Genomic DNA, 22,998 nt, shown 5'->3' on the forward strand with positions numbered 1-22,998 from the left:
AGGAAAGGGAGTGAAAGTTTATTAAATTAGTAATCCAGTTCTTTACATAAAAAAATCGCCTATGAATGACGACTACATGCTAGAAACTAGATTGTTAAATGTTAAATTTTAGTGCTATGAATGTTCAAATTCAAACTGTGCGTTTTGATGCGGACGCCAAACTCATTGATCACGTGAATAAGAGAATTCAGAAGCTTTCGACCTTTTATGACCGGATCGTCAATGTTGAAGTGTTTTTAAAATTAGATCAGTTAGCCCACCAGGTCAAGGACAAGATTGCAGAAATTAAAGTACACATACCCCGCCACGATTTCTTCGTTAAGCATGAGAGCAAATCCTTCGAAGAGAGCTTTGACCTTGCGTTTGATAGCTTAGTTACCCAGATCAAACGTCAGAAGGAGAAGAATTTACATTAAAATCCTAAAAATATTTTGGAATTCATTTTCTCTTTACTACCTTTGCCATCCCGATTCAAAAAGGGATCGGCGAAGGTAGTAAAGTTCTTTACTGTAGGGCATTTTAGCCAACTTGAATCGGGTTGGAGGATTGCATCCGGGGAGTGAAAAAAATATTTGTTTCTTAAAAAGATTCACGTTTATTTTGCGCTTCCTTTTACAGGATGTGAAACTTTTTCTTGACAGAAAATTGCCAGCATAGCTCAGTTGGCCAGAGCTACTGATTTGTAATCAGTGGGTCGGGGGTTCGAATCCCTCTGCTGGCTCGCAGGTGTTTCGGGTGTAAGAACCTGGCGCGAGAATTTTTTAAGTTGGGCAGGTTCCAGAGCGGCCAAATGGGGCGGACTGTAAATCCGCTGTCTTTCGACTTCACAGGTTCGAATCCTGTCCTGCCCACACCAATTATTACTTTCAAACGAATTACGTTGTGATTTGCTTTCAATTGAAGAGCGTAAAGCTCGGAATTGACGGATGACCGTAATTCGTAATTGAGTATGCGGGAGTAGCTCAGTTGGTAGAGCGACAGCCTTCCAAGCTGTAGGTCGCGGGTTCGAACCTCGTCTCCCGCTCAAAAAAGAATACGCTGTTGTAGCTCAGGGGTAGAGCACTTCCTTGGTAAGGAAGAGGTCGTGAGTTCAATTCTCATCAACAGCTCAAAGAGTAAAAAGGTGAAGGAAGGAATTGCGGCAGAGGTCCGTGGGTTCAATATCTCATCAACAGCTCACAGAGTTTCGGATGCAGGGTAGCCGGATTATCCTTCGGGAAATTTCCGGGGCCGGTGTCCGAAATTTGAAGTTTGACTAAGCCGGTAAGCTCAATGGGTGAGCATCCCGACCGTAATCGGGGAGGAGCGGGTTCAATCCCTGTAATTGGCTCAAGTTTGTTGTGATTTGCTTTCTTTAAAAAATAATATCAAAGTAAACTTTACAAACCATCTTAAAAAAAACATACAATGGCAAAAGAAACCTTTAAGCGGGATAAACCCCACGTTAACATTGGTACCATCGGTCACGTTGACCACGGTAAAACTACCTTGACTGCTGCCATTACTACAATTCTGGCAAACAAGGGCTTGGCTGAGAAGAAAGGATATGATGAGATCGATGCGGCGCCTGAAGAAAAAGAAAGAGGTATTACTATCAATACAGCACACGTTGAGTATCAGACAACCAATCGTCACTATGCGCACGTTGACTGTCCTGGTCACGCCGACTATGTGAAGAACATGATCACCGGTGCTGCCCAGATGGACGGTGCTATCCTGGTGGTTGCCGCTACTGATGGTCCGATGCCGCAAACCAAGGAGCACGTACTGCTGGCACGCCAGGTAGGTGTACCCCGTATGGTTGTATTCATGAACAAAGTAGACCTGGTAGACGATCCGGAACTGCTGGAACTCGTTGAGATCGAACTCCGCGAGCTGCTGAACTCCTATGGTTTCGATGGCGATAATGTGCCCATCATCCAGGGTTCTGCTACCGGCGCTCTCGCAGGCGATCCCCAGTGGGTGGCCAAGATCGAGGAACTGATGGAAGCTGTGGATACTTACATTCCCCTGCCTCCCCGTCCTGTTGATCAGCCGTTCCTGATGTCTGTGGAAGACGTATTCTCTATCACCGGTCGTGGTACTGTTGCTACCGGTCGTATCGAGCGCGGTCGCATCAAAGTTGGTGAGAACGTTGAAATCGTAGGTCTGCAGTCTGAGTCACTGAAATCTACCTGTACTGGTGTTGAAATGTTCAAAAAACTGCTGGACGAAGGTGAAGCTGGTGACAACGCCGGTCTGCTGCTCCGCGGTATTGAAAAAACCCAGATCCGCCGTGGTATGGTTATCTGCCAGCCTGGTTCTATCACTCCGCACACAGACTTCAAATGCGAAGTGTATGTACTGAGCAAAGAAGAAGGTGGCCGTCACACGCCGTTCTTCCAGAAATACCGTCCCCAGTTCTACTTCCGTACAACTGACGTTACCGGTGAGGTTGAACTGCCTGCAGGTGTTGAAATGGTTATGCCCGGCGATAACATCGGCCTGGTAGTTAAACTGATCCAGCCGATCGCTATGGAAAAAGGTCTGAAATTCGCTATCCGCGAAGGTGGCCGTACCGTAGGCGCTGGCCAGGTAACTGAAATCCTGAAATAATCAGTAGCAATACTGACATATAAAAAAAGTCCATTAGCAAGTAACAAGTAATCAATAGTAGATTATATTTGCTAAGACGAACAGTACGGCTAATGGCTTTTTTAAATACGGGTATGGTGCAACGGTAGCATACGGGTCTCCAAAACCTTTGATCTGGGTTCGAATCCTAGTACCCGTGCGGAATAAAAAAATGAATTGCCGGAAAGTTAAATTGCTGGTTTTTTACGGAACACCTGCAATTTTTCTCCACGGCAATTTTTATCGTTCATATCAGGATAACTTATTACCATGAACAAAATCTTCAGCTATTTCAGGGAATCATATTACGAACTGGTTCATAAAGTATCCTGGCCCACCTGGCGGGAGCTGCAATCCTCTACCATGATCGTTCTGATCGCCACTATCATCATTACCCTGATGGTATGGGGTATGGATAGTGCTTCCCACCTTGTTTTAACGCAATACTATAAACTGTTTTCATAATGGACGAAGCACAAGTTCCCACGCAGGAAACCAAATGGTACGTGCTCCGCGTGGTGAGTGGTAAAGAGAAAAAAGTGAAGGAATATCTTGACATCGAGGTTCGCCGCGGTGACTGGGGTGGTATTATCACCCAGATCTTCCTGCCCGTGGAAAAAGTTTATAAAGTGCAGGCCGGTAAAAAGGTGATGCGTGAAAAGAACTTTTACCCCGGTTACGTCATGATCGAAGCCATTGACGGTAAAATGAACGACGAAGTGATCCAGGCCATCCGCAACGTTTCCGGTGTGATCCACTTCCTCGGGAAAGAAAAGCCCATCGCCCTCCGCAAATCGGAAGTGAATAAAATGCTTGGTAAGGTAGACGAGATCTCCGACCAGGGCATTACCATGAGCGAGCCTTATATCGTAGGCGAAACCATCAAGATCATCGATGGTCCGTTCAACGACTTTAACGGTGTGATCGAAGAAGTGCTGGAAGACAAAAAGAAACTGAAAGTAACCGTGAAGATCTTCGGCCGCGCCACACCGGTAGAGCTGAACTTCATGCAGGTAGAAAAGATCAGCTAAGGCTGTTCAGCATATTCAAAAGAAAAAGCCGTCCCGTTTGGGGCGGCTTTTTGATTTCGTTCCGTTGCGTTATTTGCGGGTAAATTTCAGCTCCATACTCTTGTACTCTGTGCCGTTGGACGTCATGTACATCTCCATCACCTGGTTATTATCGTCCACCCATTTAAAGACTTCCCTTACCGGCACCGCTTTGCCTGCAGCGGCATCCGTCATGTTGCCGTTGAAAGTGATGGAACGGGTGGCGTCGTCCCATTTTCCTTCCAGGTACATAATGCCTGTTCCCATGTTGTCGATCCAGGTAGAGTTAAATACTTTCCTGACATTGTCGTAACCCAGCAGGCCTACGCCTTCAAAAGGCTGTCCGTCCATGGTGCTGGTGAAACGGCTTTCCTGGTACCGGCCGCCCATGATCATTTTGTTGGTGCAGGTGCCTGTAGTGGTCATTGGCGGGGCGCCGGGCGCCATCCAGAAGGTCATATCCGTTTTCCATTCGCCATCTGCCATGGCGATCATCTTTTGCATAGAACCGGGAGTGGCGTACTCCATCCAGGCCTTCATGGCGGCCTCGTCCTGTGAGTGCGCGGAGAGCGCAGTAATCATTGCTGTGAGTGCTAACAATATGCGTTTCATAATCGGGGTATTTTTTGGATCATGAAGGTACGCAATAGTTGCTTCAGCAGCTTTTTAGATGGTGCCACATCTAATTTGTTACCAGGTAGTTAGTCCACCCATTTCAGGCAGACCGGCGTGGGTACGGAAAGCTCTTCGCCGGTGGCACTGAGCAGGCCGGTTTTTGTATCCCTTTTGAAGATCACGATCGTATTGCTTTTCTGGTTGGCTGCCAGCAGGTATTCGCCGTCCGGCGTGATGAGGAAATTGCGCGGCTCCTTGCCTAAGGTAGGCTGGTGGCCGATGAGGGTGAGCGTGCCGTCTTTTTCGCTGATGCGGTAGATGGAAAGGGTGTTCAGCTCGCCGCGGGAGGACATATAGAGGAATTTCCCGTCCGGCGAAACATGGATGTCCGCACTACCGAAATTCGAACCTTTATAATCTGCAGGCGCGCCTGAGATGGTTTGCAGCAGCGTGAGGCGGCCGTTGGCATAGCTGAAGGCGGCGGTTTTTCCGCTGATTTCCAGTACCAGGTAGGCATAGCGGCCGTTGGGATGGAAGACGAGGTGCCTGGGGCCGCCGCCGGGTTCTGTGCTTATGAAGGGTTGGGCGGCTGGTTGAAGGGGGCGCATGCCGCGGGTGGGATCGAAGTCGTAGATCATTACTTTATCCGTTCCGAGATCGGGCACGAACAGTTGTTTACCGTCCGGCGAGAAGTTCACAGAATGCACATGCGGGGTTTTCTGCCGTGATTCCACCGGGCCGGAGCCCTGGTGATAGATCTGCTGGATGGGTGCGCCGATGCCGCCGTTAGCCTGCACGGGCAATACGGTAAGGCTGCCGCCGTTGTAGTTGCCGGTGAACACGAAGCGGTTGCCCGGGTCGGTGCTGATATGGCAGGGGCCGGCGCCGGTGCCGGTCTGCTGGTTGATGGCGGTAAGGGCGCCGGTTTGATGGTCGAAGGCATATGCAAACGCGCTTCCGGGGCTGTTTTTCCCGAATTCGCTTACGGCGTATACGTGTTGCTGATCGGGGGAGAGGGTGAGGAAGGAGGGGTTGGGAATGCCTTCCATGGTGTCTGCCGGGGTAAAACGCCCGGTGGCGGGGTCTTTCATGAAAACGTAGATGCCTTTGCTGCCGGTGGATGTGTAGGTTCCAACGAGCAGGAATTGTTTTTTCTGCATGGGTTTGTAGGTTGCGAGGAGTGAAAGAAGGAGGAAAGTGGTGATGATTTTCATTGCGATAGTGATTCTGTGGGATCAAAATACAAAAAATCTGAGGTGTTAACACCGACTTGGAAAATGAATAAACTGAACGGGGGAATTGTGTGGTGGGAGGGGTAAATTGCGGGGGAGGCAATTATAATTTAAACCGTTAAATTTGTTGAAATGCTGGTACACATGAAAAAAGAGGATGCCATCCGTAAACGGCTGCATGACATAATTGACAAAGCGGACAGTAAAACGCTCAAAGCAATGGATAGTGTTTTGGGTGCTACGATCAATGACAAATGGGAGAATAAGGAGTTTTTGGATGATTTGACGAATGCGTGGAAGGAATACATAAATGGTGGAAAAGTGTATACCCATGAGGAGGTGATGGAAATTGCGAAAAGGTCCTTGAAAAACGCTAAACGGCGTTCTGCATGATCTATGAATTGGTGGTTTATCGGCCGTTGGCGTTAAAGGAAGTAAAGGTGGCTGTTAACTGGTATGAAGCAGAGCAGGAAGGCAGAGGGTTGAAATTCTTGCAATATTTGGAGGAAAAATTGCAGTATTTGTGCCGGCATGCTGAAAGTTATCCCATAGTTAAAAGGAATTACAGGGAATTTGTTATAGGGCGATATCCCTATACGATTATATATCGGCTACAAACACGCAAAAAGTTGTTATTTGTCTATTCGGTTTTCCACAATAGCAGAAACCCTGCTGAGAAATATCGGAAATGACGTATCTTTGACCATTGAGGCTACTAACTTATTTTATTGATTAACAATTTGTTAGCCATTAAATTTAATCCCAATCCCCGTATAATAGCAAAAAAAATGCCGAACTCCAAACATTTTTTGCTATTCATTTAAAATATACCTACCTTTGCATCCCCCTTAAAATGTCTTTCTGAGACTTTTGAGTTTTGGGAGTTTTGCCCCGGCAACGGCGGTGGAACGTTTAACCAAATTAAAAACAGACTAATGGCTAAAGAGATCGCAACGTACGTGAAATTGCAGGTTAAAGGCGGCCAAGCCAACCCTGCACCTCCGATTGGTCCCGCTCTGGGTTCCAAAGGTGTGAACATCATGGAGTTCTGCAAACAGTTCAACGCCCGCACCCAGGATAAAATGGGTAAAGTGCTGCCTGTATTGCTGACCGTTTACACAGACAAATCATTCGACTTTGTAATTAAGACGCCTCCGGCTCCCGTACAGCTGCTGGAAGCTGCCAAAATTCAAGGTGGTTCTAAAGAACCTAACCGTAACAAGGTGGGTAAAGTATCCTGGACACAGGTTGAGGCTATCGCCAAAGACAAAATGCCTGACCTGAACTGCTTCACGCTGGAAAGCGCCATGAGAATGGTGGCCGGTACCGCCCGCAGCATGGGTATTACCGTTGACGGTAAAGCTCCCTGGGAAAACTAAATTGTTCACCCTGTTAAAGCAGGTTAACTTTTAAATCATTGTAGAAATGGCAACTAAGAAAAGAAAAGTGGCTGACGTTAAGGTGGACAAAAACAAATCCTATAGCCTGAAAGAGGCTTCCACCCTCGTTAAAGACATTAACTGCACTAAATTCGACTCTTCCGTCGATTTACATATCCGTCTGGGCGTAGATCCCAAGAAGGCCGACCAGGCTATCCGCGGCTCCGTTACACTGCCGCACGGTACTGGCAGGACCAAAAAAGTACTGGTTCTCTGCACGCCCGATAAAGAAGCGTCTGCAAAAGAAGCCGGTGCCGATTTCGTAGGTCTGGACGAATTTATCCAGAAGATCGAAGCTGGCTGGACCGAGATCGATGTGATCATCGCTACGCCTGCCGTAATGCCGAAGATCGGTAAACTGGGTAAGATCCTGGGCCCCCGCAACCTGATGCCTAACCCGAAGACCGGTACTGTTACCAACGATGTGGCAGCTGCTGTAAACGAGGTAAAAGGCGGTAAGATCACCTTCAAAGTGGACAAAGCCGGTATCATTCATGCTTCCATCGGCCGTATCTCCTTCGCTCCCGAAAAGATCGAGGAGAATTCACAGGAACTGATCAACGCGATCATCAAGCTGAAGCCTTCCACAGCAAAGGGCACATACCTGAAAGGCTTATCCATGGCCAGCACCATGAGCCCGGGTATTGTTATTGACACTAAATCTGTTCAAAACTAATTGACCGCCCGGTAGCCGGAGCCCGGAAAGGCGGAGAAGGCGAAAGCGGACAATGTTAAACAAAAAGCAATGAACAAAGATCAAAAGAATGAGGTAATCGAACTGCTGAAAGGCAAGTTTGCTCAATACAACAACTTCTACATCACCAATACAGAAGCTCTGTCTGTGGCGCAGGTGAACCACCTCAGAAGGGTGTGCTTCGATAAGAACGTGGAAATGAAGGTGGCTAAGAACACCCTCATCAAAAAAGCGCTCGAAAGCCTGGACAACGAGAAATATGCAGGCATCTATGAAGCGCTGCACGGCGTAACAGCCCTGATGTTCTCCGACAGCCCGAAAGAGCCTGCATTGATCATCAGCACTTTCCGCAAGGAAAACGCTAAACTGGAAAAACCCGTGCTGAAAGCTGCTTTCGTGGCAGACGAAGTGTACCTGGGCGACAACCAGCTGGCTAACCTGGTGAAGATCAAGACCAAGAACGAGCTCATCGGCGAAGTTATCGGTCTGCTGCAATCTCCTGCAAAACGCGTTATCGCTGCCCTGCTCGAGAAAGGCAAAAAAGAAGACGGTGGCGCTGCAACTGCAGAAGCTGCTGCACCCGCACCGGATGCCCCGGCATCAGATGCACCCGCTGCGGAGTAATCCCGTGGCATATTACACTGGCTTCCAAGTCACAACATAAACAAACATCTGTTTAACAACATTTTAAAAAACTACAAAAAATATCATACAATGGCAGACGTAAAAGCATTAGCTGAACAATTAGTAGGTCTTACTGTTAAGGAAGTACAAGAACTGGCAGACGTTCTGAAAAACGAATACGGTATTGAACCTGCTGCTGCTGCAGTAGTTGTTGCTGCTGACGGTGGTGGCGGAGCCGCTGCTGCTGAAGAGAAAACTGCATTTAACGTAATTCTGAAAGCTGCTGGTGCCAGCAAACTGAACGTAGTGAAAATCGTGAAAGATCTGACAGGTCTCGGTCTGAAAGAAGCCAAAGAACTGGTTGACGGTGCGCCGAAAGCAGTGAAAGAAGGCGTTAGCAAGGCTGAAGCTGAAGATCTGAAAGCGAAGCTGACTGAAGCTGGCGCTGACGTTGAAATTCAGTAATTCTTTGTTTAATATACATCTTTTTTAAGGTCAAAAAGTGCTCCGGTACTTTTTGGCCTTACTCCCTTTGGGAAGGTGTGTTTCCAGGACGTCCGGCAAAACGGGAAATAGGCCGTTCATCTGTGTTGAAACACAATATTTTGGGTGTATTGGCAAAGAATCATTAATTTCCCTTAATCATCAAGTCATATTAACTGCTAACTTCGAATATGTCTCTAAAAAAAGCCCAAACTAACGAAAGAGTAAATTTTGGAAAGATCAAACAAGTTGCTGAGACACCGGATCTGTTGGCTATCCAAATCCAATCTTTCAAGGATTTCTTCCAATTAGAAACCACACCAGACAAGCGTAACAACGAAGGCCTTTTTAAAGTATTCAAGGAAAACTTCCCGATTACAGATACCAGAAATATCTTTAATCTGGAATTCCTGGATTATTTCGTGGACCCTCCGCGTTATACCATCGAAGAATGTATTGAGCGGGGGCTTACGTACTCCGTGCCGCTCAAGGCAAAGCTCCGGTTGAGCTGTAATGACGAGGAGCACGTAGATTTCCAGACCATTGTACAGGATGTATTCCTCGGAAACATCCCTTACATGACCCCCAGAGGTACCTTCGTTATCAACGGCGCTGAACGTGTAGTTGTATCCCAGCTTCACCGTTCTCCAGGTGTGTTCTTTGGTCAATCCATCCATCCCAACGGCACCAAGATCTACTCCGCAAGGGTGATCCCTTTCAAAGGCGCCTGGATGGAGTTTGCTACAGACATCAACAACGTGATGTACGCGTACATCGACCGTAAGAAGAAGTTCCCGGTTACCACGCTGCTTCGTGCCATCGGCTATGAAACAGACAAGGATATCCTGGAGCTGTTTGGCATGGCAGACGAAGTAAAAGCAGACCGCAAGAACCTGGAAAAATACGCCGGCAAAAAGCTGGCCGCCCGCGTTTTACGCAGCTGGGTGGAAGATTTCGTGGATGAGGACACCGGTGAGGTGGTGAGCATCGAACGTAACGAGATCGTTCTGGAACGCGACAGCATCCTGGACGAAAACAACATCGAGCTGATCACGGACATGGGCGTGAAATCTGTATTTGTGCAGAAGGAAGAAGTGAGCGGCGACTTTGCCATCATTTACAACACCCTCAACAAAGATACCTCCAACTCCGAGCTGGAAGCCGTTCAGCACATCTACCGCCAGCTGCGCGGTGCCGATGCGCCGGATGATGAAACAGCAAGGGGCATCATCGATAAATTATTCTTCTCAGACAAACGTTATGACCTCGGGGACGTTGGCCGCTACAAGATCAACCGTAAGCTCGGCCTGCCCACTCCGCTGGACATGAAAGTGCTGACCAAGGCTGACATTATCTCGATCATCAAATACCTGGTGCAGCTCACCAACGGTAAAGCCGAGATCGACGATATCGATCACCTGTCCAACCGCCGCGTACGCACCGTAGGCGAGCAGCTCTACGCCCAGTTCGGCGTGGGTCTTGCCCGTATGGCGCGCACCATCCGCGAACGTATGAACGTGAGAGACAACGAGGTGTTCACACCGGTGGACCTGATCAATGCAAGAACCCTTTCTTCCGTGATCAACTCCTTCTTCGGTACCTCGCAGCTGTCACAGTTCCTGGACCAGACCAACCCGCTGTCTGAGATCACCCACAAACGCCGTATCTCCGCGCTCGGGCCCGGTGGCCTTAGCCGCGAACGTGCAGGCTTTGAGGTGCGTGACGTACACTACTCCCACTACGGCCGCCTCTGTACGATCGAAACCCCTGAAGGACCGAACATCGGCCTGATCTCCACCCTGTGCGTACACGCCATGGTGAATGAAATGGGCTTCATCGAAACGCCTTACCGCAAAGTAAAAGACGGTAAAGTGGATATGGTGAAGATCGAGTACCTGAGCGCTGAAGAAGAAGATTCTGTAAAGATTGCGCAGGCGAATGCTCCTTTGGACGAAAAAGGAATGTTCACCGGCGATAAAGTGAAATCCCGCGAAACCGGCGATTTCCCGATCCTCGACCCGGGAGAGGTGGAATACATGGACATCGCTCCGAACCAGATCGTGGGTCTGAGCGCTTCCCTGATCCCCTTCCTTGAGCATGATGACGCCAACCGTGCGCTCATGGGATCGAACATGCAACGCCAGGCTGTGCCGCTGATCTCCCCGCAGGTGCCCATCGTAGGTACCGGCCTGGAAGGCAAGGCAGCGCGCGACTCCCGCCTGCAGATCACCTCAAACGGCAAAGGCGTGGTTGAGTTTGTTGACGCAAACGAGATCCACGTACGTTACGAGCGTGATGAAATGCAGAAACTGGTGAGCTTTGAAGATGACCTCGTTATCTACCAGCTGACCAAATTCGTAAAAACCAACCAGAGCACCTGTATCAACCTCCGCCCCGCGGTGAAGAAAGGTCAGCGTGTGGTAGACGGAGACTTCCTGACGGAAGGCTACGCCACCCGCGCCGGTGAGCTGGCCCTGGGCCGTAACCTGAAAGTGGCCTTCATGCCCTGGAAAGGTTACAACTTTGAGGATGCCATCGTGATCTCCGAGCGTGTTGCACGCGAGGACTGGTTCACTTCCATCCACATCGACGAATATGAACTCGAAGTACGTGACACCAAGCTGGGTGAGGAAGAACTGACCCCGGATATCCCGAACGTGAGCGAAGAAGCCACCAAGGACCTGGATCAGAACGGTATCATCCGCGTAGGTGCGCATATCAAGGAAGGCGACATCCTGATCGGCAAGATCACCCCCCGCGGTGAATCCGATCCTTCACCTGAAGAGAAACTGCTCCGCGCGATCTTCGGCGACAAGGCTTCTGATGCGAAAGACGCTTCACTGAAGGCGCCCCCGTCTACCGAAGGTGTGGTGATCGACAAGAAGCTGTTCTCCCGTGCTAAAAAAGATAAGAACTCCAAGACCCGCGAAAAAGCGGCGCTGGAGAAACTGGAGAAAATTCACCAGAAGAACGAGGAAGACCTGATGGAAGTGCTGATGGGTAAGCTGCTGACGCTGCTGAAAGAGAAAACCTCCGCAGGCATCACCAACACTTACGGCGAAGTGCTGATCTCCAAAGGTTCCAAGTTCTCCAACAAGAACCTGGCTAACATCGACTTCCAGAACGTGAATCCGCTCGGATGGACGACCGACCAGGAAACCAACGACCAGATCAACACCCTGCTCCACAACTACAACATCAAGTACAACGAGGAGCTGGGCCGTTACAAACGCGAGAAGTTCAACATCTCTATCGGTGACGAGCTTCCTGCCGGCGTGCTGAAACTGGCGAAGGTATACCTGGCCAGCAAACGTAAGCTGAAAGTAGGTGATAAGATGGCAGGCCGCCATGGTAACAAGGGTATCGTAGCCAAGATCGTGCGTGACGAAGACATGCCGTTCCTGGAAGACGGTACACCGGTAGACATCGTGCTGAACCCGCTGGGCGTACCTTCCCGTATGAACCTGGGTCAGATCTATGAAACCGTTCTTGGATGGGCCGGTCAGAAACTGGGTGTTCGTTTTGCAACCCCGATCTTCGACGGTGCAAGCACTGAAGAGATCGCTGAATACATCACGGAAGCCAAGCTGCCCAGCTTCGGCCACACATACCTGAGCGACGGTGAGACCGGTGAACGCTTCCACCAGAAAGCGACCGTTGGTATCATCTACATGCTCAAACTCAGCCACATGGTGGATGACAAAATGCACGCCCGTTCCATCGGACCGTACTCTCTCATTACACAGCAGCCGCTGGGTGGTAAAGCCCAGTTCGGTGGCCAGCGTTTTGGTGAGATGGAGGTTTGGGCACTGGAAGCATACGGCGCATCCAACATCCTGCAAGAGCTGCTGACGATCAAGTCCGACGATATCGTAGGCCGTGCAAAAGCATATGAATCCATCGTGAAAGGAGACAACATCCCGAAAGCCGGTGTGCCTGAATCCTTCAACGTATTGATCCATGAGCTGCGTGGTCTGGGCCTGGACCTGAAATTTGATTGATAATAATATTCCTTCCGTATCCCGGTACAAGCCGGGATACGGTTATATCAGTTTCAGTTCCGGCAATTTTACAGTGAATGTTCGGAAAGCTTAAGGCGGAATACCTGCGGACCAGCTTCACTTACGACATAGAGTTTTCTTTAAAAAACATACAATGGCCATCAAAAAAGAAAATCGTCCTAAATCAAATTTTAGCAGCATTACCATTAGCCTCGCTTCACCGGATACCATCCTGGAGCGTTCTTATGGCGAGGTGCTGAAACCCGAAACCATCAACTACCGTACTTACAAACCGGAGCGTGATGGTTTGTTCTGCGAAAGGATATTCGGCCCTGTGAAGGACTACGAATGCTATTGCGGAAAGTATAAGCGTATCCGTTATAAAGGCATTGTGTGCGACCGCTGTGGTGTTGAAGTTACCGAGAAGAAAGTGCGCCGCGAAAGAATGGGCCACATTCGCCTGGTAGTGCCCGTTGTACATATCTGGTATTTCAAATCATTACCCAATAAAATCGGTTACCTGCTCGGTATGAGCTCCAAAAAACTGGAAACGATCGTGTATTATGAAAGATACGTGATCATCCAGAGCGGGGTGAAACAGGAGAAAGGACTGAACTACGGCGATCTGCTCACAGAAGAAGAGTACCTGGACATCCTGGATACCCTTCCGAAAGACAACCAGATGCTGCCTGACGAAGACCCGAACAAATTCATCGCCAAAATGGGCGCTGAAGCGGTGGAAATGATGCTGGCGCGGATCGACCTCGACGGCCTTTCTTACCAGCTCCGCAACCAGGCGGCTACCGAAACTTCCCAGCAGCGTAAAGCGGAAGCGCTGAAACGCCTGAGCGTGGTGGAAGCTTTCCGTGACGCCAACGGCCGTGTAGACAACCGTCCTGAATGGATGGTAATGCAATACATCCCCGTGGTTCCGCCGGAACTGCGCCCGCTCGTTCCCCTGGACGGCGGCCGTTTCGCATCTTCCGACCTGAACGACCTGTACCGCCGCGTGATCATCCGCAACAACCGCCTCAAACGCCTGATCGAGATCAAGGCGCCGGAGGTGATCCTGCGTAATGAAAAACGTATGCTGCAGGAAGCGGTGGATTCCCTGTTCGACAACTCCAGGAAATCCAACGCCGTGAAAGCTGAAGGCGGACGCGCGCTGAAATCTCTCTCCGATGTTTTGAAAGGTAAACAAGGCCGTTTCCGTCAGAACCTGCTCGGTAAACGTGTGGACTACTCCGGCCGTTCCGTTATCGTGGTAGGCCCCGAGCTGAAACTGCACGAATGCGGCCTGCCGAAAGACATGGCTGCAGAGCTGTTCAAGCCGTTTATCATCCGTAAGCTCATCGAAAGGGGCATCGTTAAAACTGTTAAATCAGCTAAAAAGCTCGTAGATAGAAAAGAAGCAGTGGTTTGGGACATCCTGGAAAATGTACTGAAAGGTCACCCTGTGATGCTCAACCGCGCCCCGACGCTTCACCGTCTGTCCATCCAGGCATTCCAGCCGAAACTGGTGGAAGGTAAAGCGATCCAGCTGCACCCGCTCGTGTGTTCCGCGTTCAACGCCGACTTCGACGGTGACCAGATGGCGGTACACGTTCCCCTGAGCAACGCCGCTATCCTGGAAGCACAGCTGCTGATGCTTTCTTCACACAACATTCTTAACCCGCAGAACGGTACGCCTATCACCCTGCCCTCACAGGACATGGTACTCGGCCTCTACTATATTTCCAAGGGTAAGAAAACCATCGGCGACGAGATCGTGAAAGGCGAAGGCAAGATCTTCTACTCTGCGGAAGAAGTGATCATCGCGCACAACGAAGGCCGTGTGGACCTGCACGCACACATCAAGGTGAAAGCCGATGTGCGTAAAGACGACGGCACGCTGGAGCGCAAGCTGATCGAAACCACCGTGGGCCGCGTGATCTTCAACCAGTTCGTTCCGAAAGAAGCAGGTTATGTAAATGCCCTGCTCACCAAGAAATCACTGCGTGAGATCATCGGCGACATCATTAAAGCGACCGACATTCCGAAAACCGCGAAATTCCTGGACGATATCAAGACACTTGGTTTCCGTACAGCATTCCGTGGCGGTCTGTCCTTCAATATCAACGACCTGATCATCCCCGATGCGAAACAGCTCATGATCGATGGCGCTGCCGGTGAGGTGGATGAAGTGTGGGATAACTACAACATGGGTCTGATCACCAACAACGAACGCTACAACCAGATCATCGACATCTGGAGCCGCGTGGACACGAAAGTGACCGAAACGCTGATCCGCGAGCTGGCTACGGACAAGCAAGGTTTCAACTCAGTTTACATGATGCTTGATTCCGGCGCCCGTGGTTCCAAACAGCAGATCAAACAGCTGGCCGGTTTGAGGGGATTGATGGCGAAACCGCGTAAGAGCGGTTCCACCGGTTCCGAGATCATCGAGAACCCGATCCTTTCCAACTTCAAGGACGGCCTGAACGTATTGGAATACTTCATCTCTACGCACGGTGCGCGTAAAGGTCTTGCGGATACGGCACTGAAAACGGCGGATGCGGGTTACCTGACCCGTCGTCTCGTGGACGTTGCGCAGGACGTTGTGATCACCGAAGAGGATTGCGGAACGCTCCGTGGTATCGCTACTTCAGCGCTGAAAGACAACGAAGAGATAGTAGAACCGCTGTACGACCGTATCCTGGGCCGTACTTCCCTCCATGATATCTTTAACCCGCTGAATGAAGATGAACTCTTCGTGGCAGCAGGCGAACAGATCACGGAAGAGATCGCCCGCAAGATCGAAGACAGCACGATAGACCTCGTTGAGATCCGCTCCGTACTCACCTGCGAAAGCAGGAGAGGGGTGTGCGTAAGGTGTTATGGCAAGAACCTGGCAACCGGGTATACTGCACAACGTGGTGATGCCGTAGGTATCATCGCTGCGCAGTCCATCGGAGAGCCCGGTACACAGCTTACACTGCGTACCTTCCACGTGGGTGGTGTGGCCGGTTCCGCTTCTGTGGAATCTACACTCACCGCCAAGTTCGACGGTACCGTACAATTCGACGGCCTCCGTACCACCACCTACGAAAACAACGAAGGTGAAAAAGTACAGGTGGTTATCGGCCGTACCGGTGAGCTCAGGATCATGGACGTGAAGAACGACCGCCTGCTGATCACCAACAACGTACCCTACGGCTCTACCCTGGTAGTAAAAGACGGCCAGAAAGTAGTGAAAGGCGATGTGATCTGCACATGGGATCCGTTCAACGCCGTTATCGTTTCTGAGATCGCCGGTAAGATCCGCTTCGACAGCATCATTGAAGGTATCACCTTCCGTGAGGAAGCTGACGAGCAGACCGGTCACCGTGAGAAAGTGGTTATCGAAACCAAGGATAAAAACAAGATCCCGTCCCTCCTCGTGGATGGAAACAAGGAAGTGAAGTCTTACAACCTTCCCGTGGGTTCACATATCATCATCGAAGAAGGCGCGCCGGTTAAAGCAGGCCAGGTGATCGTGAAGATCCCGCGTGTGATCGGTAAGCTGAGAGACATCACCGGTGGTCTGCCGCGTGTAACGGAGCTGTTTGAAGCCCGTAACCCGAGCAACCCCGCGATCGTTTCAGAGATCGACGGTGTAGTGGCATTCGGTAATATCAAACGCGGTAACCGCGAGATCATCATCGAAAGCCGTGAAAGCCAGGTGAAGAAGTACCTCGTTCCGCTGACCCGCCACATCCTGGTACAGGACGGCGACTTCGTGAAAGCAGGTACCGCACTGTCCGACGGTTCCATCACCCCGGCAGACATCCTCTCCATCAAAGGTCCTTTTGCCGTGCAGGAGTACCTGGTGAATGAGATCCAGGAGGTTTACCGCTTACAGGGTGTGAAGATCAACGATAAACACATCGAGGTGATCGTACGCCAGATGATGCGTAAAGTAACCATCGAGGATCCGGGAGATACCCGCTTCCTGGAAGGCGACACTACCGATAAATTCGAATTCTTTGAAGAGAACGACCAGATCTTTGACAAGAAAGTGGTAACCGAAGCCGGTGATTCCGGTACCATGAAAGCAGGTCAGATCGTTACCCTCCGCCAGGTGCGCGAAGAGAACAGCATACTGCGCCGTGCAGACAAAAAGCTCGTGGAATACCGCGATGCAGAGTCCGCCACGTCCAGCCCGCTGCTGCTCGGTATCACCAAAGCGTCTCTGGGTACTCACAGCTGGATCTCCGCAGCATCCTTCCAGGAAACCACCAAAGTACTGTCTTCCGCAGCCATCAACGGCAAAACGGACGATATGCTGGGCCTGAAAGAGAACGTGATCACGGGTCACCTGATCCCTGCCGGTACTGGTCTGAGAGAGTTCGAGAACATGATCGTAGGTTCGAAAGAAGAATACGACATCCTCGCATCTTCCAAAGAAGTGTTCCAGTTCGACGAAGAAGAATAGGCCCAAAGCCTTTACTGATAGTCCAGAGGCCGTACCATCCAGGTGCGGCCTCTTTTTTTGATACGGCCACCGCCCGGCTTGTTGCAGGAATATTGTTACCATTTCATAAATTCTCCCGCTGCTATTTTGATATATCCGCCCACCACTGTATTTTGTAACTTTATGTAACAAATATGAAGGCTGAAAGAAATAATCCGTAAGCTTGCGTAACTGATACAAACGAATTCAGAAAACATCCTACCATGCGTTTACGTTATCGATTCATGATCCCGGCATTACTCGCAGCAGCGGCCGTTAGCGGGCAGGTTCCCGCCCTTCACCTGGACAACTACACCATTCCCCTTGGTAAATCCGGGGCAACGGTGGGCAACATCTACACGCCGCAGGGCGCGGCCAAAGGCGTACAGCTGGCGGAAGACACGTCCGGCCTGTTTACCATCAGCAAAAAAGGTGTGCTGCAGCTCAGAAAAGGTAAAAAGATCGGCGCGGACGCGGCCGTGCAATACGCCGTGACGCTTAAGACCGGCGATGCCAGCGAATCTTTCATCCTGGTAAAAGATGAGTTCCACCGCAATAAAGTGGTAGCTCACCGCGGAGCCTGGAAAAACAATGCCGGCAGCCAGAATTCCATCACTTCATTCAGGGATGCCGTGCGCATCGGCTGCGAGGGTTCGGAATTTGACGTATGGCTGTCTAAAGACGGTGTGCCTGTATTGAGCCACGACCCGCATATCGGCGGCAAGACCGTGGAAGAAACGCCCGTTGCGGAACTGACCACCATTGAGTTGAAAAACGGCGACCGTGTACCCTTGTTTGAAGATTATATCAGGGAAGGCATGAAGCAGAACAAGACGCGCCTGGTACTGGAGCTGAAACCCTCCAAAACGGGCCGCAGCGAGCAGCTGGCGCAAACCTGCATGGACCTGATCCGCAAATACAAATGCGAAGCCTGGATGCTGTATATCAGCTTCGACTATACTATCTGCAAGAAGATCGTGGCGATAGACCCGCATGCGAAAGTGGCTTACCTGAACGGAGATAAAACGCCGGAGCAGCTGAAAGCAGACGGTATCTGGGGATTTGACTATAATTTCAAGGTGATCGACAAAGATCCGGGCATCTTCAAAGAAGCCCGTAAGAATAATATAACGGTGAACATCTGGACGGTGAACAATCCTGAGCAGATGACCACCTATCTCAATGCGGGCGCGGACTTCCTTACAACGGACGAGCCGGAGAAAGCACTGGAGATCGTTAAAAAATAATCAGGAGGAGGGCAATGGCCCTCCTTTTTTTCTTTTCCGCTTTGGCAGCTTCCAAACCCTTACCCAGACTTTCTTTTCACGAATTTCATTTTAACGTTTTTTTATATCCCAAAAATGTTATTTTAGCCGCCACAAGATTTTCTATTTCAATTTAAAGGGTTAAAATCTACCGATCAACATGTACACTCGTCAACTTTTTGTGAAAAATGGAATTTTCCTGGCGGCGATTGCCGGAGTATTCGCGGCGTGCCAGCAGGGTAACAACAAGACCGCAGCAACCACCGGCGCCGACTCTTCGGTTCAGACAGCAGGTGCAGCCGGCGGAGCAAGCCAAAAGCTGGCATATGTAGATATTGACTCCCTGGAAGCGCACTACAACTACTTCAAAGAAAAGAAAGCAGAACTCGATAGAAAAAAAGAAGGGGCACAGAACGACATCGTAGGAAGGGAAAGGCAATTGCAGAACGAACTCTATTCACTTCAGCAACGCGCCCCAACCATGACCCAGCAGGAAGGCCAGGCTGCAGAAGCAGGCCTTCAGAAGAAAGCGCAGCAGCATGAGCAGTACAAACAGAACCTGATCGCACAGCTGCAAACGCAGGAAGCACAATTCAACGAAGATCTCCAGAAACGCCTGACCGAGACGATCAAGAAGTATAATGCCAACAAGCGTTATGCTTTCATCTTCTCCTACAGGGAAGGGGCCAGCAACATCCTCTACAAGGATGAAGCGTATGACATTACCGCCGAAGTGATCAAAGAGCTGAACGCGGAAGCCCCGAAAAAATAATGAACGGAAATAACTACATTTAATCCCGGCAATCAGCCGGGATTTTTTTATCAACCATTCATCAACCTTTATGTCAGCAATCAACCAGGAAAACTCTTTTAAACCAAGTCTCAGTCTGGTGGACGCCACCATGATAGTTGCCGGTTCCATGATAGGTTCCGGTATTTTTATTGTATCGGCTGAAGTGGCCCGCTCCGTGGGCTCCGCAGGCTGGATGATGGCCATGTGGGTGCTGGCCGGGGTGGTAACCCTGATCGCGGCCCTGAGCTATGGCGAATTGTCCGGCATGTTTCCCAAAGCGGGCGGCCAGTACGTGTACCTCCGCGAAGCCTACAACCCTTTTATTGCTTTCCTTTTCGGCTGGACGCAGTTCGGCGTGATCCAGACCGGTACCATTGCGGCGGTGGCTATGGCCTTTGCCAAGTACCTGGGTTACCTGGAGCCGGCTTTGGGCGAAAAGAACGTATTATGGTCGCTGGGCGGCTTCTCCGTGAATATGGCCCAGCTGGTGGCTATTGCTTCCATCGTGCTGCTAACCTACATCAATACGCGGGGCGTTAAGAACGGGAAGATCATCCAGACGGTGTTCACCTTCACCAAGCTCTTTTCCCTCTTCGGTCTGATCGTATTCGGCCTTATTCTCGGCGCTAAAGCCGAGATATGGAACGCCAACTGGGAAAATGCCTGGAACAACGCCAGCCTCAGCCTGGTGGACGGCCAGGTGGTGACCACCGCGCTCACCAGCATGGCCTTCATGGGCGCCATTGCCGTTTCCATGAAAGGAACTTTATTTTCCAGCGACGCCTGGAACAACGTGACCTTCATTGCAGGGGAGATCAAGAACCCGCAGAAGAATATCGGCAGGGCTTTGTTCCTGGGCACATTTATCGTGACCATCATCTACGTATCCGCCAATCTCATGTACCTGGCCGTGCTGCCGTTCAACGAGATCGCGTTTGCCGAGCAGGACAGGGTGGGCGTTGCCGCCGCGGAAAACATCTTCGGGGCGGGCATTGGCGCTTATACGATCGCGATCATGATCATTATTTCTACTTTCGGCTGCAATAACGGCCTGATCCTTTCCGGGGCGAGGATCTACTATACCATGGCCAAAGACGGCCTGTTCTTCCGCAAAGCGGGCGAGCTGAACCGCTTTGACGTGCCCGGTTATGGCCTCTGGATACAAGTTATCTGGGCCAGCCTGCTCTGCCTCAGCGGCAAGTATGGCGACCTGCTGGCGATGGTGATCTTCGGGGTGCTCGTGTTTTATGTGATCACGATCCTGGGCATCTTCATCCTCCGCAAAACCCGGCCTGACGTGCCACGCAGTTACAAAGCCTTCGGTTACCCGGTGCTGCCGGCCATTTACATGCTGGTGGCGCTGAGCCTGGCCATACTGCTGCTCATTTATGAGCCGAGATATGCCATTCCCGGCCTGGGTATCATCCTGCTGGGTATTCCTTTATACTTCTTCGCCAAAAAAGAACTGAAATAGCCGTTTCACTGCGGGAAAAGGGCGCGCTGCGAAAGTGGCGCGCCCTTTTTTATGGCGCAACTTTCCGGTTTACAACAATTTAGATGTAACAACACTTAATTTTTCCCACTGCGGAAATATTACAGCCGTTCCTCGTAATTTCGGGGTAAGCCTTAAGACAGCGATATGTTAATGCCAATTTATGCTAACACAGATGTCAACAGTGATTACTAAATAACCCGAACAATACCTGTAGAGAAGATATAACCAGAAAGACACGGAAAATCTCCACCATTTGATTTTCCAGACACATTTTTATTGATCCATGCATAGTTGTTAGCCATGTTGCGGGCGTCTCCAACATGCTAATAACATGCATGAGTATGAAGAATTTAGCAATTTTAATGATTTTCAAAAGCCCTCTTTAGAGAACCATTGAAAGCCTACACAATTGCATTCTCGAACATTCACATGATTTTATGCCCGGCACCTGTTTCTACAGTGTGCCTTTTTTTTGCCCTGAACCCGCGGCGCCTGATGCGGGATTTTCAAAATTCCAGTTTACATTTGCTGCATGTTTACCGCACTTTGTATCAGCACATTTGACCAGAGCATACGGGATTATCACGTTCACGATGATATTCACCGTGTGGTTGAAAATCCTTTTGAAAAGACCACGATAGAACATCTTTTATATGCCAAAAACTGGATCGATACGGTGCAGTGGCACCTGGAAGACGTGATCCGCGACCCTGGCATCGACCCGGTGAGGGCGCTGGAGATGAAGCGCTGGATAGACCGCAGCAACCAGGAAAGGACGGACCTCGTAGAGTATATCGACAGTTATTTTTTAGATAAATACAAAAATGTGATCCCCGTTCCGGACGCTTCCATCAATACGGAAAGTCCGGCCTGGGCCATAGATCGGCTTTCGATCCTGGGCCTCAAGATCTGGCATATGCGTGAAGAAGCCACCAGAGCCGATGCTACGGAGGCTCACCGCGAAGCCTGCCGTAAAAAGCTGGACATCCTCCTGGAGCAGCAGCGCGACCTTGCTACTGCTATTGAAGCGCTGCTGGAAGACATTGGCAGGGGCCGCAAATACATGAAAGTGTACAAGCAGATGAAGATGTACAACGATCCTTCGCTTAACCCTGTGCTGTATGGCCAAAAGCCCTGATAAGAACACGATCCTGGCCATCCGTTTTTCCGCCATGGGCGACGTGGCCATGACCATTCCCGTTATGAAACAGTTGCTGGACGCGCATCCGGAGCTGGTCATCGTGTTCGTAACGAACAAGAGCTGGGGCGCGCTGTGCGAAGGCATTCCTCGCCTCGTATTTTTCCCCGCCGACCTGAAAGGAGCGCACAAAGGCCTGAAAGGCCTGTACCGCCTGTTCAGGGCTATCCGCAAGGCACACCCCGGCATCAGCGCCGTGGCCGATCTGCACCATGTGCTGCGCTCGCGCATCGTGCGAACGTTCTACAAGCTGTCCGGCATCCGCGTGTCGGCCATCGACAAAGGAAGGGCCGGTAAAAAAGCGCTAACGCGGAAGGAAAATAAAGCATTCAAACCGCTGAAAACCACCATAGACCGCTACCGCGACGTGTTCGCCGGTTTGGGATATACCTTCGACCCGGCACTGCCAGGAACGCTGCCGCAGCAACCTGTTGCAGGCAAAAAACAGATCGGCATCGCGCCTTTCGCCACTTACCTTGAAAAGACATATCCGCTCGAAAAAATGCAGCAGGTCATCGGGCAGATACTGCGTGAGGAAGACGTGGAAATTCTGCTGTTCGGCGGCGGGAAAGAAGAAGTGACGAAGCTGGAAACGCTGGCTGCGGGCGATACGCGGCTGACAGTCGTGGCCGGGAAATACAGCCTGAACGAAGAGCTCCGTATTATCAGCGGCCTGTCGCTGATGGTGAGCATGGATTCCGCGAACATGCACCTGGCGTCGTTGTTCGGCGTGCCGGTGGTGTCCGTATGGGGCGCCACGCATCCTTATGCGGGGTTTATGGGTTTCGGGCAGAAGGAGGAGAACGCGGTGCAGATAGACCTGTATTGCCGCCCCTGTTCCGTTTTCGGGAACAAGCCCTGCTTCCGCGGCGACCATGCCTGCATGCAGCAGCTGGCGCCGGAGCTGATCGTCGAAAAAGTGCGTAAAACGTTGGCTGAGCGGGCACTTAGGTAATGTTTCCCGGAAAAAAATGCCAACTTTTTTGGAAGAAATGGAAAAAAGTCTACTTTTGCAATCCCAACGAA

19 protein-coding genes and 5 tRNA genes are annotated in these 22,998 nt (G+C 50.5%); 22 read left to right on the forward strand and 2 right to left on the reverse strand.

The window, feature by feature from the left end; translation table 11 throughout:
• The first annotated feature begins 116 nt into the window (after positions 1-116).
• The 9 genes from ACTJIK_RS11415 (at position 117) to nusG (ending at position 3,644) form a co-directional block, all read left to right on the forward strand.
• On the forward strand, positions 117-416 hold the full coding sequence (locus ACTJIK_RS11415; protein WP_346318792.1) for an HPF/RaiA family ribosome-associated protein: 300 nt from the start codon (positions 117-119) through the stop codon (positions 414-416).
• A 231-nt stretch (positions 417-647) separates the two neighbouring features.
• A tRNA-Thr gene (locus tag ACTJIK_RS11420) sits at positions 648-721 on the forward strand.
• A 47-nt stretch (positions 722-768) separates the two neighbouring features.
• Positions 769-851 (forward strand) — tRNA-Tyr (locus ACTJIK_RS11425).
• 100 nt (positions 852-951) lie between these two features.
• Positions 952-1,024 (forward strand) — tRNA-Gly (locus tag ACTJIK_RS11430).
• Between the two features lie 13 nt (positions 1,025-1,037).
• Positions 1,038-1,109: transfer RNA gene (locus tag ACTJIK_RS11435), tRNA-Thr, on the forward strand.
• 298 nt (positions 1,110-1,407) lie between these two features.
• Positions 1,408-2,595 carry an elongation factor Tu gene (tuf, locus tag ACTJIK_RS11440; protein ID WP_440646488.1) on the forward strand — a complete coding sequence of 396 codons (1,188 nt, stop codon included), beginning with the start codon at positions 1,408-1,410 and terminating at the stop codon, positions 2,593-2,595.
• 107 nt (positions 2,596-2,702) lie between these two features.
• Positions 2,703-2,773 (forward strand) — tRNA-Trp (locus ACTJIK_RS11445).
• Positions 2,774-2,883: 110 nt separating this feature from the next.
• Positions 2,884-3,078, forward strand: coding sequence for a preprotein translocase subunit SecE (gene secE, locus ACTJIK_RS11450; protein ID WP_120516843.1), 195 nt, complete (start codon positions 2,884-2,886; stop codon positions 3,076-3,078).
• Complete coding sequence (nusG, locus tag ACTJIK_RS11455) at positions 3,078-3,644, forward strand: transcription termination/antitermination protein NusG (protein WP_346318790.1); 567 nt, start codon at positions 3,078-3,080, stop codon at positions 3,642-3,644. The genes secE and nusG overlap by 1 nt, the downstream gene beginning before the upstream one ends.
• 69 nt (positions 3,645-3,713) lie before the next feature.
• Here the strand turns inward: nusG and ACTJIK_RS11460 are convergent, their stop codons facing one another.
• Together ACTJIK_RS11460 and ACTJIK_RS11465 are read right to left on the reverse strand one after the other, a co-directional pair.
• Positions 3,714-4,274 (reverse strand): DUF1579 domain-containing protein, encoded by a 561-nt coding sequence (locus ACTJIK_RS11460; protein WP_440646489.1) that lies wholly within the window; start codon positions 4,272-4,274, stop codon positions 3,714-3,716.
• A gap of 89 nt (positions 4,275-4,363) precedes the next feature.
• Positions 4,364-5,491, reverse strand: coding sequence for a lactonase family protein (locus ACTJIK_RS11465; RefSeq protein ID WP_440646490.1), 1,128 nt, complete (start codon positions 5,489-5,491; stop codon positions 4,364-4,366).
• 162 nt (positions 5,492-5,653) lie between these two features.
• Here ACTJIK_RS11465 and ACTJIK_RS11470 point away from each other — a divergent pair, with 162 nt between their 5' ends.
• The 13 genes from ACTJIK_RS11470 (at position 5,654) to ACTJIK_RS11530 (ending at position 22,927) form a co-directional block, all read left to right on the forward strand.
• Entirely contained in the window at positions 5,654-5,902 is a 249-nt protein-coding gene (locus ACTJIK_RS11470; protein ID WP_440646491.1) for a hypothetical protein, read from the forward strand.
• Positions 5,899-6,201, forward strand: a complete 303-nt coding sequence (locus ACTJIK_RS11475; RefSeq protein ID WP_440646492.1) for a type II toxin-antitoxin system RelE/ParE family toxin — start codon at positions 5,899-5,901, stop codon at positions 6,199-6,201. Before ACTJIK_RS11470 ends, ACTJIK_RS11475 begins: the two co-directional genes overlap by 4 nt.
• A gap of 243 nt (positions 6,202-6,444) precedes the next feature.
• Entirely contained in the window at positions 6,445-6,888 is a 444-nt protein-coding gene (gene rplK / locus ACTJIK_RS11480) for a 50S ribosomal protein L11 (RefSeq protein ID WP_346318786.1), read from the forward strand.
• 46 nt (positions 6,889-6,934) lie between these two features.
• On the forward strand, positions 6,935-7,624 hold the full coding sequence (gene rplA, locus ACTJIK_RS11485) for a 50S ribosomal protein L1 (RefSeq protein WP_440646493.1): 690 nt from the start codon (positions 6,935-6,937) through the stop codon (positions 7,622-7,624).
• A 69-nt stretch (positions 7,625-7,693) separates the two neighbouring features.
• Positions 7,694-8,266: a 50S ribosomal protein L10 gene (gene rplJ, locus ACTJIK_RS11490; protein ID WP_440646494.1), complete on the forward strand. Its 573-nt coding sequence runs from the start codon at positions 7,694-7,696 to the stop codon at positions 8,264-8,266.
• A gap of 90 nt (positions 8,267-8,356) precedes the next feature.
• Positions 8,357-8,731, forward strand: coding sequence for a 50S ribosomal protein L7/L12 (gene rplL, locus ACTJIK_RS11495; protein WP_440646495.1), 375 nt, complete (start codon positions 8,357-8,359; stop codon positions 8,729-8,731).
• Positions 8,732-8,940: 209 nt separating this feature from the next.
• Positions 8,941-12,750 (forward strand): DNA-directed RNA polymerase subunit beta, encoded by a 3,810-nt coding sequence (rpoB, locus tag ACTJIK_RS11500; RefSeq protein WP_440646496.1) that lies wholly within the window; start codon positions 8,941-8,943, stop codon positions 12,748-12,750.
• 154 nt (positions 12,751-12,904) lie between these two features.
• On the forward strand, positions 12,905-17,203 hold the full coding sequence (rpoC, locus tag ACTJIK_RS11505) for a DNA-directed RNA polymerase subunit beta' (RefSeq protein ID WP_440646497.1): 4,299 nt from the start codon (positions 12,905-12,907) through the stop codon (positions 17,201-17,203).
• A 242-nt stretch (positions 17,204-17,445) separates the two neighbouring features.
• Complete coding sequence (locus ACTJIK_RS11510; protein WP_440646498.1) at positions 17,446-18,468, forward strand: glycerophosphodiester phosphodiesterase; 1,023 nt, start codon at positions 17,446-17,448, stop codon at positions 18,466-18,468.
• 178 nt (positions 18,469-18,646) lie between these two features.
• Positions 18,647-19,258: an OmpH family outer membrane protein gene (locus tag ACTJIK_RS11515; protein WP_440646499.1), complete on the forward strand. Its 612-nt coding sequence runs from the start codon at positions 18,647-18,649 to the stop codon at positions 19,256-19,258.
• A 70-nt stretch (positions 19,259-19,328) separates the two neighbouring features.
• Complete coding sequence (locus ACTJIK_RS11520) at positions 19,329-20,753, forward strand: APC family permease (protein WP_440646500.1); 1,425 nt, start codon at positions 19,329-19,331, stop codon at positions 20,751-20,753.
• Positions 20,754-21,306: 553 nt separating this feature from the next.
• Positions 21,307-21,912, forward strand: coding sequence for a DUF4254 domain-containing protein (locus tag ACTJIK_RS11525; RefSeq protein WP_440646501.1), 606 nt, complete (start codon positions 21,307-21,309; stop codon positions 21,910-21,912).
• Positions 21,896-22,927: a glycosyltransferase family 9 protein gene (locus ACTJIK_RS11530; protein WP_440646502.1), complete on the forward strand. Its 1,032-nt coding sequence runs from the start codon at positions 21,896-21,898 to the stop codon at positions 22,925-22,927. Before ACTJIK_RS11525 ends, ACTJIK_RS11530 begins: the two co-directional genes overlap by 17 nt.
• Positions 22,928-22,998: the final 71 nt, after the last annotated feature.

This window comes from Chitinophaga sp. 22620, assembly GCF_052044405.1.
Classification (GTDB): domain Bacteria; phylum Bacteroidota; class Bacteroidia; order Chitinophagales; family Chitinophagaceae; genus Chitinophaga.